Source organism: Castellaniella sp. UC4447_H14 (assembly GCF_052978285.1).
Genome location: NZ_CM129666.1, coordinates 1,802,129 through 1,815,898 on the forward strand (window position 1 = coordinate 1,802,129; position 13,770 = coordinate 1,815,898).

At 61.5% G+C, this 13,770-nt stretch carries 9 protein-coding genes, 2 rRNA genes and 1 other RNA gene; 3 read left to right on the forward strand and 9 right to left on the reverse strand.

The window, feature by feature from the left end:
* The first annotated feature begins 387 nt into the window (after positions 1 to 387).
* A complete protein-coding gene (locus tag ACVCMJ_RS08620) occupies positions 388 to 1,740 on the forward strand; it encodes an ABC transporter substrate-binding protein (protein WP_447081012.1) in 1,353 nt (450 codons plus the stop codon).
* A gap of 146 nt (positions 1,741 to 1,886) precedes the next feature.
* Here the strand turns inward: ACVCMJ_RS08620 and ACVCMJ_RS08625 are convergent, their stop codons facing one another.
* From ACVCMJ_RS08625 to rnpB, 5 genes are all read right to left on the reverse strand, one after another.
* Entirely contained in the window at positions 1,887 to 3,092 is a 1,206-nt protein-coding gene (locus ACVCMJ_RS08625; RefSeq protein WP_447081013.1) for a branched-chain amino acid ABC transporter permease, read from the reverse strand.
* Between the two features lie 13 nt (positions 3,093 to 3,105).
* Positions 3,106 to 4,149 carry a branched-chain amino acid ABC transporter permease gene (locus ACVCMJ_RS08630; RefSeq protein ID WP_447081014.1) on the reverse strand — a complete coding sequence of 348 codons (1,044 nt, stop codon included), beginning with the start codon at positions 4,147 to 4,149 and terminating at the stop codon, positions 3,106 to 3,108.
* Positions 4,150 to 4,174: 25 nt separating this feature from the next.
* Complete coding sequence (locus tag ACVCMJ_RS08635) at positions 4,175 to 4,882, reverse strand: ABC transporter ATP-binding protein (RefSeq protein WP_447081015.1); 708 nt, start codon at positions 4,880 to 4,882, stop codon at positions 4,175 to 4,177.
* Positions 4,863 to 5,690, reverse strand: coding sequence for an ABC transporter ATP-binding protein (locus ACVCMJ_RS08640; RefSeq protein ID WP_447081016.1), 828 nt, complete (start codon positions 5,688 to 5,690; stop codon positions 4,863 to 4,865). The genes ACVCMJ_RS08635 and ACVCMJ_RS08640 overlap by 20 nt, the downstream gene beginning before the upstream one ends.
* 196 nt (positions 5,691 to 5,886) lie before the next feature.
* Positions 5,887 to 6,290, reverse strand: an RNA gene (rnpB, locus tag ACVCMJ_RS08645) — RNase P RNA component class A.
* Between the two features lie 80 nt (positions 6,291 to 6,370).
* On the opposite strand from rnpB, the gene ACVCMJ_RS08650 reads away from it, so the two are divergent.
* On the forward strand, positions 6,371 to 8,203 hold the full coding sequence (locus ACVCMJ_RS08650) for an ATP-binding cassette domain-containing protein (protein ID WP_447081017.1): 1,833 nt from the start codon (positions 6,371 to 6,373) through the stop codon (positions 8,201 to 8,203).
* A 44-nt stretch (positions 8,204 to 8,247) separates the two neighbouring features.
* On the opposite strand, the gene pyrC is transcribed toward ACVCMJ_RS08650, so the two are convergent.
* Positions 8,248 to 9,354 (reverse strand): dihydroorotase, encoded by a 1,107-nt coding sequence (pyrC, locus tag ACVCMJ_RS08655; RefSeq protein ID WP_447082711.1) that lies wholly within the window; start codon positions 9,352 to 9,354, stop codon positions 8,248 to 8,250.
* A 146-nt stretch (positions 9,355 to 9,500) separates the two neighbouring features.
* Between pyrC and ACVCMJ_RS08660 the strand changes: the two genes are divergently transcribed.
* A complete protein-coding gene (locus tag ACVCMJ_RS08660) occupies positions 9,501 to 9,773 on the forward strand; it encodes an SWIB/MDM2 domain-containing protein (protein ID WP_447081018.1) in 273 nt (90 codons plus the stop codon).
* A 96-nt stretch (positions 9,774 to 9,869) separates the two neighbouring features.
* On the opposite strand, the gene ACVCMJ_RS08665 is transcribed toward ACVCMJ_RS08660, so the two are convergent.
* From ACVCMJ_RS08665 to ACVCMJ_RS08675, 3 genes are all read right to left on the reverse strand, one after another.
* Positions 9,870 to 10,238, reverse strand: a complete 369-nt coding sequence (locus tag ACVCMJ_RS08665) for a DUF4870 family protein (RefSeq protein ID WP_447081019.1) — start codon at positions 10,236 to 10,238, stop codon at positions 9,870 to 9,872.
* Between the two features lie 74 nt (positions 10,239 to 10,312).
* Positions 10,313 to 10,425 (reverse strand): 5S ribosomal RNA (gene rrf, locus ACVCMJ_RS08670).
* A 197-nt stretch (positions 10,426 to 10,622) separates the two neighbouring features.
* Positions 10,623 to 13,510, reverse strand: a 23S ribosomal RNA gene (locus tag ACVCMJ_RS08675).
* Between the last annotated feature and the right edge of the window lie 260 nt (positions 13,511 to 13,770).

The following is a 13,770-nucleotide window of genomic DNA, read 5'->3' on the forward strand; positions in this document are numbered from 1 at the left end:
CCCACTTCTTCACACAAAAAACTACTTCCGCCCACTCTAAGGGATGTCTGCACACCGGTCAAGCGTCTTCTTGAGATTTAATCAATGACAACAAGCACTTACATCCAACCTGGATGCTTTTATGAAAAACAAACGTCTGATAAATCAATGCATTGCGGGACGAACTCAAAGTCCTTTATCACGACTTGGGCATCCAGCGGGAGGGGCCGGTGCCGCACCGGAAACCTGCTCCAACTCCCGATTGACAGGCCTACGGCGAACCGATGTAATGGCTTCGCAGCTCATCCGCTGCCCCGTGCATCCGTATCGGATGCAAGACTCGAAAGCATCCGGGCCTTTTTTGCGTTTGCCTGCCTCATCGCCAGTCAACAGAAAGGAGTCACTCTCATGTCGGATCGTCGTTCCCACACCCCATCCTCCCGCCGCCAGTTCCTGCTCTCGGTGGGCGCGACCGGAGGTTCCCTTGCACTCGCCAGTGCGCTTCCTCTGCGGCAGGCCTTCGCAGCCGACACCCCGCCGGCCATCAATCTGGGCCAGGAGGCCACGATGACCGGCTCGGCCGCTGAATTCGGTCCGTACTACCGCGATGCTGTGCAGCTCGCCGTGAACCACATCAACACGGCGGCCAAGGAAGTCTTCGGCGGTCCGATCATCGCCAACCACATCACGGTGGACAGCGCCACGCTTCCCACGGTCGGCGTGCAGGCCGCGCGCCAGATGATCGACACGCAGCACACACCGGTGGTGGTCTGCGGCTGGTCCAGTGGTGTGACGGTCGCCGTGGCGACCTCAGTGACGATTCCTTCGGGGGTACTGCAGATCGCCAACGGCGCGACCTCGCCGCTGATCAGCGTCCTGCCGGCCGACGCCAAGGCCGACCTGCTGTTCCGGACCTGCGCGTCCGATGCGCTGCAAGGCGTTGTCGCCGCGCAATTGGTCGCCGGCAAGATCGACCCGAAGTACAAATACGAGAAAGTCTCCACCATCTACATCAATAACCCGTACGGTCAGGGCCTGTCGAACTCTTTCGCGGCCGCATTCCAGAAACTGGGTGGCAAGGTGCTTGCCCAGGTTCCGCACCCCGAGGAAGTCCAGCCCACCTACAAGTCCATGCTGTCGCAGGCCCTGAAAGACAAGCCCGACCTGCTCATCATCGTCAGCTACCCGGCCCATACCATCGCCATCTGCAAGGAATCCCGCGACACCTTCAGTTTCACCAACTGGCAATTCGTGGACGGCAACTCGAGCGTCGACCTCATCAAGCAGGTGGGCCAGAAAGACATGGACGGCCACTACGGAACGGCGCCGGGCGAAGACACGACCACGCAGTCCTACAAGGACTTCGCCAAGAACTTCACGGCCAGGTTCAAATACGACCACTTCCCGCCATTCACGACCTGCTCGTACGACGCGGGACTGGTCGCGGGCCTCGCCATGGCGGCCGTGGTGGCCAGCGGCCAGAAGGACGCCTCGAAAATCACGGGCACCATGCTGCGCGATGAACTGCGCAAGGTCTCCAACCCGCCCGGCGACATGATCGACGGCGGAGACCCGGGCCGTGTCACCGACATGCTGAAGGCCCTGAAAGCCGGCAAGAAGATCAACTACAACGGGGTGGCCGGTCCGTGCGACTTCGACAAGAACGGCGACGTCGTCACGCCCATCAGCATCTGGAAGTACGAGGGCGACCAGATCAAGACCGTGAACATGATCCCCGCAAAGGACATCCCGACCTCCTGATCCGCACGGGTGGCCCGGCCGGCGGGGCGTGTCTCACCCGTTGGCCCCCACCGGACAATTGGAAATGGCCGTTTCATCAAGCGGCCATCTCCACTGAGCGGCAAGCGTGCACAACGGCGCCCATCAAGGCCGCGCCGCCGCGGTGATCAGTCTTCGGGCACGCCCTTCAGGAAGCGAGATACGCGCTTCTTCTCGGGCAGGATGCCTTGGGGGCGGTACAGCACGATGCCCGCGAGCAGCAAGCCCACAAATGCCCAGCGCAGGAACGACATGCGCGAGGCGAGGTCAGGCGCAATGCCCTGGAGTTCGGTAGCCAGCATGTCCGTGACGAATCCCGTGCCGCTCCATACCGCCCAGATCACGAACGCGCCCAGAATGGCCCCCTTGTTATTGCCGCTGCCCCCCAGCATGAGCATGACCCACACCAGGAATGTGGCAAACAGCGGCTTGAAGTGGCTGTAGTCGATCGTGACCATATACGGTGCATAGAGGGCCCCGGCGACACCGATGATGACCGCTCCCAGCACGAACGATTGCACCCGCAAGGATTTGACGGGCTTGCCGCTCATCGCGGCGGACGCTTCCTCGTCGCGCACCGCGCGCAGGGCCCGCCCCCAGGGCGAACGCACCAGCGCTTCAAGGACCACATAGACGACCGCCAAGGTCACGGTCACGACGACCAGATACACGTACCCGTAATCCCGCGGCTGCAGCGTCGAAAACAGATGATTGACGCCGGCGGGCAGCCAGGAACACCCCGACGAATCGGAGAGACAGGACAACGGTTGCGGAATGCCCGACAGAGGCTGCGGCCCGTTGGCCAGCCAGCGCTCGTTCTGGAAGATCAACCGGATGATTTCCGCGATCCCCAGCGTGGCAATGGCGAGGAAGTCCGTGCGCAAATGCAGGATGGGCTGGGCAATCAGATAGCCGACCACCCCCGACATGATGCCCGCCGCCGCCATCCCGATCAGGAAGGGGGTGTTCAGGCCAAACCACTGCTGGGCGTACGCCGCCATCAACCCCGAGGGCGGCGCCGTCACGAAAAGGGCCATGGTGAAGGCGCCCACCGCGAAAAAGCCGGCAATGCCGAAATCCAGATGACCGTTGTATCCCCACTGCGCGTTCAGCCCCAATGAAAGCACCGCATAGATCGTGGCCATGATGCAGAAGGACACCAGGTAGTCCATGATCCCCGGTACCCACGCCGAAATCCCGAAGGCCAGGACCAGCCCGAGCACGACGGCGGCTGGCAGCCGCGCGCGCCAGCGCCAGCTCGAAAACACCAGCACTCCCAGCAATATGGCGGGAATCAGGAGGAAACAAGCCTTGAGCACATGTGCCGAATCCATGGTGATCAAGCTCCTAACGTTGAACGAAAAGGCCCTGCGGCCGCATCAGCAGCACCAGGACCATCAGCACGAAGGCAACGGCCGGCCCATAGGCCGGGTTCATGAAGGCCGAGGTCAACTGCATGGCCACACCGATGATGACAGACCCGACCAGCGCGCCCCAGGCGCTGCCGATCCCGCCCATGATGACGGCCGCAAACAGCGGCAGCAGCAGCACGAACCCCATGTCGGGACGCAACTGCGAGGCCAGGCCGTACATCGCCCCGCCGACTGCCGCCATGGCGGCGCCGATGATCCAGGTCCAGGCGATGACCTGTTCGGTATTGATGCCGCGCACCTGGGCAAGATCGGGATTGTCGGCGGACGCGCGCATGGCCTTGCCGATCCGGGTACGCGTCAGCATCCAGTACATGGTCGCCACGAGGATCACGGCCAGCGCAAAGACGAAGAACTGGTCGGCCTGGATCCGCAGCCCGAACGGCAGCTGCAAGGCGGGATTGGATCGTCCCGAATAATAAAAGTGGAAATCCGATCCCCAGATCAGGTAGACCGCACCGCGCAGCAGGAACTCCATCCCGAGCGACGCCATGGCCAGCAGCACCAGCGGCGACATGTGCTTGCGCAACGGTCGATACAGAAAATGATCCAGGATGATCGCCACGATAGCCGTGACGACGGCGGAAACCAGCAGACCGGCGATCAATTCCCAGCCGAACGAAAATCGCCAGATCGGATTGCTCTGCGGCAGCGCCAGCACGACGCCATACGTCACGTAGGCACCCAGCGTCAGGAACTCGCCGTGAGCAAAGTTGGGGAACTTCAGCACGCCATAGCACAGTGTCAGGCCAATGCCGCCCAGCGCAATGATGCCGCCCAGCATCACGCCCCATACCGTCAGCGACAGCATCTGCTCGGCGCTGGTTCCGGAAAGCCAGCCTGCGACCCACATCGCGATCAGCACCAGCAGCAGCACGGCCCCCACGAACCGGGAACTGCGCATGCCTTCCTCGTCTCGCGCCTCGACCGCGGCGGCCTGGTCCGGCACGGCGTCAGTCACGGCTTGCCTGCTATCGACCATCACTTCAACCTCCCAGGTAGAGGCGCCCGACATTGGGGTCCTCGAGCAGTTCCTTGCCGGTGCCCTCGTGGCGGTTCTCGCCGCTGGCCAGCACGTAACCCCTATCCGCCATGTTCAGCGACTGACGAGCGTTCTGCTCCACCATCAGCACCGAGATGCCGGTTTCGCTGATTCGCGCAATCCGCCCGAAGATTTCGTCCACGAGCTTGGGAGACAGCGCCGCTGTCGGCTCATCCAGCAGCAGGAGCTTGGGATTGAGCATCAACGCGCTTCCCATGGCCACCATCTGCCGTTCCCCGCCGGACATCTTGCCCGCGAGCTGGCGCCGCCGCTGACGCAGCTTGGGGAACATGGCGTATACACGGTCCTTGCTCTCGGTCAGATCGGCCTTGCCCAACGGGAACGCCCCCATTTCGAGGTTCTCTTCGACCGTCAGCGTGGTGAACACATTGGCGACCTGCGGCACATAGCACATGCCCTGGCGCACGATGCGGTGCGGCGCGAAATGAGTGATGTCCTGGCCATCGAACGTAATGGAGCCCTCTCGCGGGTGCAGCAGCCCGAAAATAGTCTTCATGAGCGTGGACTTACCGGCGCCATTCGGGCCGATGATGGACACGACTTCATGGGGTTCCACACGGATCGACAGGCCACGCAGGATCTCCGTGTCGCCATAGCCGGCGGTCACGGCATCAACCTTCAGCAGTGGCATACTGCCCCCCCAGATAGGCTTCGAGGACTGCCTTGTCGTTGCGTACGATCTCCGGTTCGCCCTCGGCGAGCTTGCGGCCCTCGCTCATGACAATGACCGGATCGCACAGGCTCATGACCATGTTCATGTCATGTTCGATCAGCAGGAAGGTGATGCCGCGTTCGCGCGCCAGATAGCGGATGTTGCTCACGATGCTTTGCAGCAGCGTGCGGTTCACGCCGGCGGCCGGCTCATCGAGCAGGATGATCTTGGGATCGGCCATCAGCGTGCGGCCCAGTTCGAGCAGCTTCTTCTGGCCTCCTGAAAGGTTGCCCGCGTATTCGTTCTGCACGTGGGTCAGTTGAAGATATTCCAGGACTTCGCGGGCCTTTGCCAGATTGCCCGTTTCCTCGTCGCGAAGCCGACGGCCGCCCCACAATGCGCGCCACCAGTGCTCTCCACTCTGGTTTGGGGGCACCAGCAGCAGGTTTTCGAGCACGCTCATGGTGCCATGCTCGCGGGGGATCTGGAAGGTGCGGCACAACCCCCGGGCGAAAATCTGGTCCGGGCGCAAGCTGCCGATATCCTGGCCATCCAGCACGATGCGGCCGGAATCGTGGGCGATGAAACCGGTGATCAGATTGAAGACCGTGGTCTTGCCGGCGCCATTGGGGCCGATGAGGCCGGTGATGGTGCCCTGCGCCACCCGGAAGGAGCAGTGGTCGACAGCCCGCAGGCCCCCGAAGCTCTTGGTCAGATCCTGGACTTCGAGCAGCCAGGATGCGGGTTGCTCCCCGCCCTGCTGGGGCGAGTCCGTCGTGTGTGCCACCGATGTCTCCTGTAGGAGGGCTGTCCGGTCGTTGCACCCATTTCACCAGAGGAAATGAGCCCGTCGGTTTCAAAAGATTGCCGCCCAGAGTAGCACAGCCTCATGGCTGCACCCTATGCGAACAATTCCCTATCTCAGGCCGGTGGTGCGAAGCGGGCTGCCATGGGGACCGGAACCCCGCCCGCTGAAATCGAAAGTGCGGAACAGATCTATAGGCCGGATTCTGTACACCAGGTTTCCCCGGCGGACGATCATTCCTCTGGTCGCGCCATTGCTGGCGCGCTCTAGCCACCTACCCGCATACCAGGACGGGCCGCCCTGTCGGCACGAAGCCGGCGCATGCCTATTTGGTGTTGCTCCCGATAGAGGTTGCCGCGTTTCACCCTGCCGCGGCCAGGCAGCCATGCTGCCCGGACGGTACGGAAGTCGCCGTACCCGTGTGCGCTGACGCGCACCCCCGCAACAGACTCGTCTCTGTGGCCCTGTTCCTCGGCTCGCCCAAAAGGGGTCGCCGGACGGCCGTTGGCCGCTATCGCGCCCGATGGAGTCCGGACCTTCCTCGTTACCGTGAAACGGCACCGCGATCGCCCGATCTGCCCCGCAACGGCATTGTACGGGATTCCGGCCAAGCCACCGGCGCAAAACTGCGACAATGGGGTTTGCGCATTGATTGCACGCCCATGCCCGATACCTTGTTGACACTGGCCCAGGCCCAGCTCGCCTACGGCCATCACCCTTTGCTGGACCACGCGGATCTGACCCTGCTTGCGGGAGAGCGCATCGGTCTCATCGGCCGCAACGGTGCCGGCAAATCATCGCTGCTGCGCGTCCTGGACGGGCGCGTACAACTGGATGACGGCGACCTCCAGCGGCGCAGCGGCCTGCGCACGGCCACCGTCGAACAGGAACCGGAACTTCCGGAGGGCATCACGCTGCTGGATTATCTGTGCGGCGACCTGCTGGTCTCCGAAGACTGGCAGCGCCCGGCCCGGGCGGGGGCGCTCATCGACGCACTGGGCCTCTCACCCGATCTGCGGCTCGAGCGGCTGTCCGGAGGCACGCGCAAGCGCGTCGCCCTCGCCCATGCGTTTGTGGACGAGCCTGATCTGCTGCTGCTGGACGAGCCCACCAACCATCTGGACTTCGAAGGGATCGCGTGGCTGGAAGAAGCGCTGCGCAAAACGCGGGCCACAGTCATCGTGATCACCCACGACCGGCGCTTCCTGGATGCCGTGGCCACCCGCATCATCGAGCTGGACCGCGGCCAGCTCCTGAGCTTCCCGGGCAACTTCTCCGCCTGGCAAGCCCGCAAGGCGCAGTGGCTGGCGGCTGAACAACAGGCGAACGCCCGGTTCGACAAGCTGCTGTCGCAAGAAGAAGTGTGGATCCGCAAGGGCATCGAAGCCCGGCGGACCCGCAACGAGGGGCGCGTGCGGCGGCTGGAAGCGCTCCGGCGCGAACGTGCGGCACGGCGGGACCAGCAGGGGCAGGTGCGCTTCGGATTGTCCGACGGGCAGCGATCGGGCAAACGCGTGGTCGAACTGTCGCACATCACGCACGGCTTCGGCGATCGTACCCTCATCCGGGACTTCAGCACGCTGGTCCAGCGCGGCGACCGGATCGGCCTTATCGGCCCCAACGGAGCCGGCAAGACCACGCTGCTGCGCATCCTGCTCGGAGAGCTCAAACCGCTGCGGGGCCAGGCACGCCTGGGCACCAATCTGTCGGTCGGCTATTTCGACCAGATGCGCGACCACCTGGACGAGTCGGCCACTCTCGCCGACACCATCAGCCCGGGCAGCGAATGGGTCGAGATCGGCGGCGAGCGCAAGCACGTCATGAGCTACCTCGAGGACTTCCTGTTCCCGGCGGCCCGGGCCCGCTCTCCGGTGTCCACGCTGTCGGGCGGGGAGCGCGCGCGCCTGGCGCTGGCCCGCATGTTCGCGCAGCCTCACAACGTGCTGGTTCTGGACGAGCCCACCAACGACCTCGACATCGACACGCTGGAACTGCTGGAGAACCTGCTGCAGGACTACCAGGGAACGGTGCTGCTGGTCAGCCACGATCGGGCCTTCCTGGACAATGTCATCACCCAGACCATCGCGGCCGAGGGTGACGGCCTGTGGCGGGAATATGTGGGGGGATTTGAGGACTGGGAGCAGCAGCGGCCGCGCGCAGCGGCGGGCGTGCCAGACGGAGGCGCGGCTCCCGGGACGGGTCCGGCCGCAGCGGCTGCCGAGCCAGGCACGGCGGCGTCACCCGCATCCCCCGCCAAGCCCCGCAAGGGCCGCCTGGCACCTTGGGAGCGCGAAGAGCTGGAGGCATTGCCAGCCCAAATCGCGGCGCTGGAGGCAGAGCAGACCGGTCTGGCGCAGTCCCTGTCCGATCCTGATCTCTACCGGGAAGGCGCCGCCAAGGCGGAGCAGATCCAGCAGTCGCTGCAATCGCTGCAGACTCGGCTCGATGCCCTCTTCGAGCGCTGGACCGCGCTCGAAGACAAGCAGGGCCGGTAACCGGGCGATGGGCGCGCCGGCGGCCCGCTGGCGGCGATCAAGATTCATCGCCGCAACCGCCAGCCCAGCGTCTCGCCCGCTGCCAGCGGGACCACCTCGGTGCCCGCCATCGCCAACGAATGCGGAATGGCGGTCTCGCAGCGTTCGAGCGTGATCGTTCCAGAATTGGGCGCCAGACCGTAAAAGCGTGGCCCATTGAGGCTCGCGAACGCCTCCAGGCGATCGAGGCGGCCCTGCATGTCGAAAGCAGTCGCGTAGAGTGCCATCGCATGAAAGGCCGTATAGCAGCCGGCGCAGCCGCAGTCCTGCTCCTTGGCATCCCGCGGGTGCGGCGCACTGTCCGTTCCCAGGAAGAAACGTGGGTCGCCGCTGGTCGCGGCTTCCAGCAGCGCCTGCCGGTGCCTCTCGCGCTTCAGGATGGGCAGACAGTAATAGTGCGGCCGCAGGCCACCCCGGAAAAGTGCATTGCGGTTATAGAGCAGATGATGCGCCGTCAGCGTCGCGGCCACCGGCCCGGAGGCCTCGCGGACATAAGCGACCCCGTCGGCGGTGGTCAGATGCTCGAAGACCACCTTCAGCGCGGGAAAATCTCGGCGCAGCGGCCGCATCACGCGTTCGATGAAGACGGCCTCGCGATCGAAAACATCCACCTGCGGATCGGTCACCTCGCCATGCATGAGCAGCGGCATCCCGACCTCCTGCATGGCTTCCAGGGTGGGGCGACAGTTGCCCAGCAGATCGGTCACACCGGAATCGGAATTGGTGGTGGCGCCCGCCGGGTAGAGCTTCACACCATGAATGAAACCGCTGTCGTGCGCCCGGCGGATCTCGTCCGGCGGTGTCCTGTCCGTCAGATACAGCGTCATGAGCGGATCAAAGGCTCCCGCCGGGACCCCCGCCTGTTCCAGGGCGTCCAGAATTCGGGTTCGATAAGCCTCCGCGGCCGAAGTCGTGGTGACCGGCGGCTTGAGGTTCGGCATGATGATGGCGCGGCCGAACTGGCGCGCGGAATCCGCGACCACCGACAACAAGGTGTCGCCGTCCCGCAAGTGCAGGTGCCAGTCGTCGGGCCGGATCAGCGTGATTTCAAGCGGTCCGTCGGCGTGTGCTGAAGGCTTCGCCGGTCTCGCGGACCGGGACGTGGACGGCATGAGGGAGGAAGGCGCAGTCATTCGATTGCTCGCAAGAGAAGAGTTCGGAGAGAAGCGGTCCGGACGAAAGTCAGCGGAGCGCTTTGTCTTTAGGGGAAAGGCGCGGTATGCTGCGGGGGCAATTCATTTAACAGGAGCCTGATTACATGGCAACCACGGAAAAGTCTGGTCGCAAGCCCAATGCGGCATTCATGAAGCCCTTGACCCCCAGCGACACGCTGGCTGCAGTGATCGGCAAGGAGCCCGTACCCCGTACGGAAGTCACCAAGCGCATCTGGGACTACATCAAGAAGCACAATCTTCAGGATCCCGCGAACCGCCGCAACATCAACGCCGACGCGAAGCTGCGGCCGCTGTTCGGCAAGGACCAGGTTTCCATGTTCGAGCTGACCAAGCTGGTCAGTCAGCATCTGAAATAAGTGCCTGGCATCCCGTTTGGCCGGCTTTGATCAAACGGGACGCTGGCCGCAGCGCGGCCGAAGCCCGCTCGCTCTTCGCCGACGTTGACCGGTCCATCAGAATCCGGGCATCGGCGTTTCCCCGGCGCAATGCGCCAGCCAGCCCTTGATCAGCCGATAGATGATCCAGATCATCGCCACCACGCCGGTCAAAAAGCCCACGAACACCATTGCGGCGATTGCGCTGAGCACCATCCACAGCAGTCCCCACCAGAACGTACGGATGACCCAGTCGATGTGGCCGGCATAGACCGTCCCCACCATGTCCGCACGCTTCAGATACGCCAGCACCACCGCCGCAATGACGGCCGGGCCGAACAGTCCGAACGACAGGATGCCCAGCGCGAACAGCCCGTAGATCAGATGGATGAGGGGGCGCTGAGCCAGGCCCTTGTCGGCCTCGGGAGTGTCGTCATCCTGGATCATGGGATCTCCATAGCGGTACGCAAAAAAAGACAAAGCCCCTGCAGTATACGCTGCAGGGGCTTTGGGCGATAAGAGCCTGACGATGACCTACTTTCACAGATGTTCATCCACTATCATCGGCGCAAAGGCGTTTCACGGTCCTGTTCGGGAAGGGAAGGAGTGGGTCCACCTTGCTATGGTCGTCAAGCATAACGGGTTGCGGGCGGGCCCTCTGACGGGGGCCGGCTCGCGCAATTGGAAGAAGCGCAACACAGGTTTGCAAAATCAGCGGCCGCTGTCCCTGGGGCAGCGACACGCACACACACGCGCATCCGTATGAACCCGGGTGTCCGGTGCGCGCGACCTCCACGGGGGAGCGCGCGCGGGGATCAACCGCAAGGTTATAGGATCAAGCCGCACGGGCCATTAGTACTGGTTAGCTGCGCGCGTTGCCGCGCTTCCACACCCAGCCTATCAACGTCCTGGTCTCGGACGACCCTTCAGGGGGGTCAAGCCCCCGGGATACCTAATCTTCAGACGAGTTTCACGCTTAGATGCCTTCAGCGTTTATCTCTTCCGCACATAGCTACTCGGCAATGCCATTGGCATGACAACCGATACACCAGCGGTGCGTCCACTCCGGTCCTCTCGTACTAGGAGCAGGCTCCGTCAAGTATCCAACGCCCACGGCAGATAGGGACCAAACTGTCTCACGACGTTTTAAACCCAGCTCACGTACCTCTTTAAATGGCGAACAGCCATACCCTTGGGACCGGCTACAGCCCCAGGATGAGATGAGCCGACATCGAGGTGCCAAACTCCCCCGTCGATATGAACTCTTGGGAGGAATCAGCCTGTTATCCCCAGAGTACCTTTTATCCGTTGAGCGATGGCCCTTCCATTCAGAACCACCGGATCACTATGACCTGCTTTCGCACCTGTTCGACTTGTCAGTCTCACAGTCAAGCACGCTTATGCCATTGCACTATCAGCACGATTTCCGACCGTACCTAGCGTACCTTCGTACTCCTCCGTTACACTTTAGGAGGAGACCGCCCCAGTCAAACTGCCCACCATGCACTGTCCCCAACCCGGATAACGGGCCAAGGTTAGAACCGCAAACAGACCAGGGTGGTATTTCAAGGGTGGCTCCACCGCATCTGGCGACACGGTATCAACGCCTCCCACCTATCCTACACAGGCCGGTTCACAATTCAATGCAAAGCTACAGTAAAGGTTCATGGGGTCTTTCCGTCTAGCCGCGGGTAGATTGCATCATCACAAACATTTCAACTTCGCTGAGTCTCAGGAGGAGACAGTGTGGCCATCGTTACGCCATTCGTGCAGGTCGGAACTTACCCGACAAGGAATTTCGCTACCTTAGGACCGTTATAGTTACGGCCGCCGTTTACCGGGGCTTCGATCAAGAGCTTGCACCCCATCACTTAACCTTCCGGCACCGGGCAGGCGTCACACCCTATACGTCGACTTTCGTCTTGGCAGAGTGCTGTGTTTTTAATAAACAGTCGCAGCCACCGATTCACTGCGGCCCCTTCGTGCTCAAGGCGCGAGCCTCTCACACTACCAGGGCATACCTTCTCCCGAAGTTACGGTATCAATTTGCCGAGTTCCTTCTCCTGAGTTCTCTCAAGCGCCTTGGAATATTCATCCCGTCCACCTGTGTCGGTTTGCGGTACGGTCTCGTGAGACTGAAGCTTAGAGGCTTTTCCTGGGACAACTGCCAATGAGTCCAGAGGCCTAAACCTCTGTCCAGCCACACCCTTGAATCCCGCGCCCGGATTTACCTAAGCGCCTTCTATGGTGCAGCAACGGGGACATCCAACACCCCGATCACCTTTCATCATCCGTCCCCCCATCGCATCTCACGACGGTGCTGGAATATTAACCAGCTTCCCATCAGCTACGCATCTCTGCCTCGCCTTAGGGGCCGACTCACCCTGCGCCGATGAACGTTGCGCAGGAAACCTTGGACTTACGGCGAGGGGGCTTTTCACCCCCTTTATCGCTACTCATGTCAGCATTCGCACTTCTGATACCTCCAGCAACCCTTACGAGTCACCTTCACAGGCTTACAGAACGCTCTCCTACCACGCACGCTTGCGCATGCATCCGCAGCTTCGGTAACTGGCTTGAGCCCCGTTACATCTTCCGCGCAGGACGACTCGATCAGTGAGCTATTACGCTTTCTTTAAAGGATGGCTGCTTCTAAGCCAACCTCCTGACTGTCTGTGCCTTCCCACTTCGTTTCCCACTTAGCCCGTTTTAGGGACCTTAGCTGGCGGTCTGGGTTGTTTCCCTCTTGAGTCCGGACGTTAGCACCCGGTGCTCTGTCTCCCACGCTGTACTTGCCGGTATTCGGAGTTTGCCATAGGTTGGTAAGTCATCATGACCCCCTAGCTATAACAGTGCTCTACCCCCAGCAGTAATCACGTGAGGCACTACCTAAATAGTTTTCGGAGAGAACCAGCTATCTCCAGGTTTGTTTAGCCTTTCACCCCTATCCACAGCTCATCCCCTAACTTTTCAACGTTAGTGGGTTCGGTCCTCCAGCACGTGTTACCGTGCCTTCAACCTGGCCATGAATAGATCACCTGGTTTCGGGTCTACACCCAGCGACTGAGACGCCCTGTTCGGACTCGCTTTCGCTACGCCTTCCCTATTCGGTTAAGCTTGCCACTGAATGTAAGTCGCTGACCCATTATACAAAAGGTACGCCGTCACCCCACAAGGAGGCTCCGACTGTTTGTATGCATACGGTTTCAGGATCTATTTCACTCCCCTTCCGGGGTTCTTTTCGCCTTTCCCTCACGGTACTGGTTCACTATCGGTCGATCACGAGTATTTAGCCTTGGAGGATGGTCCCCCCATGTTCAGACAGGATTTCACGTGTCCCGCCCTACTTGTCTGACGCCTAGTTCCACCGACTCGATTTCGTCTACAGGGCTATCACCATGCTACGGCCGGCCTTTCCAGGCCGTTCGACTATCGAATCTGCTAAATCGTCAAGGCTGCTCCGGTTTCGCTCGCCGCTACTGCCGGAATCTCGGTTGATTTCTGTTCCTCGAGCTACTGAGATGTTTCAGTTCGCTCGGTTCGCCCCGTTGACCTATGTATTCAGTCAACGGTACAGCATCGCTGCTGTGGGTTTCCCCATTCGGACATCTGCGGATCAAAGCTTGTTTGCCAGCTCCCCGCAGCTTTTCGCAGGCTACAACGTCCTTCATCGCCTGTGATCGCCAAGGCATCCACCATATGCACTTATTCGCTTGATCCTATAACTTTGCAGTTGCTAGGATTTTGAGTGTCGCGTGTTTGTGCCGTCTAATTCCATCAAGGTCAAGTCGCGTCCATCCAAGGAGGGGCACGACTCAATTTGTCTTGAGAACTTAAACAATTGATTTTGCAATCACAACCCGTAGTCACCGCGCGCTCACACTTAAGTGAACTCACAGCTTCTACATTGTTGTGCTTCTTCCAGATTGTTAAAGAACATGGTCACCGTCGGACGCCGCCCCGCCAAGGGGTGCGCCTT

Bases quoted from the DNA above. Each gene is read 5' to 3' on its own strand.
- ACVCMJ_RS08625 (WP_447081013.1), bottom strand. From the start codon at position 3,092: ATGGATTCGGCACATGTGCTCAAGGCTTGTTTCCTCCTGATTCCCGCC.
- ACVCMJ_RS08660 (WP_447081018.1), top strand. From the start codon at position 9,501: ATGGCAACCACGGAAAAGTCTGGTCGCAAGCCCAATGCGGCATTCATG.
- ACVCMJ_RS08620 (WP_447081012.1), top strand. From the start codon at position 388: ATGTCGGATCGTCGTTCCCACACCCCATCCTCCCGCCGCCAGTTCCTG.
- pyrC (WP_447082711.1), bottom strand. From the start codon at position 9,354: ATGCCGTCCACGTCCCGGTCCGCGAGACCGGCGAAGCCTTCAGCACAC.
- ACVCMJ_RS08665 (WP_447081019.1), bottom strand. From the start codon at position 10,238: ATGATCCAGGATGACGACACTCCCGAGGCCGACAAGGGCCTGGCTCAG.
- ACVCMJ_RS08650 (WP_447081017.1), top strand. From the start codon at position 6,371: ATGCCCGATACCTTGTTGACACTGGCCCAGGCCCAGCTCGCCTACGGC.
- ACVCMJ_RS08635 (WP_447081015.1), bottom strand. From the start codon at position 4,882: ATGCCACTGCTGAAGGTTGATGCCGTGACCGCCGGCTATGGCGACACG.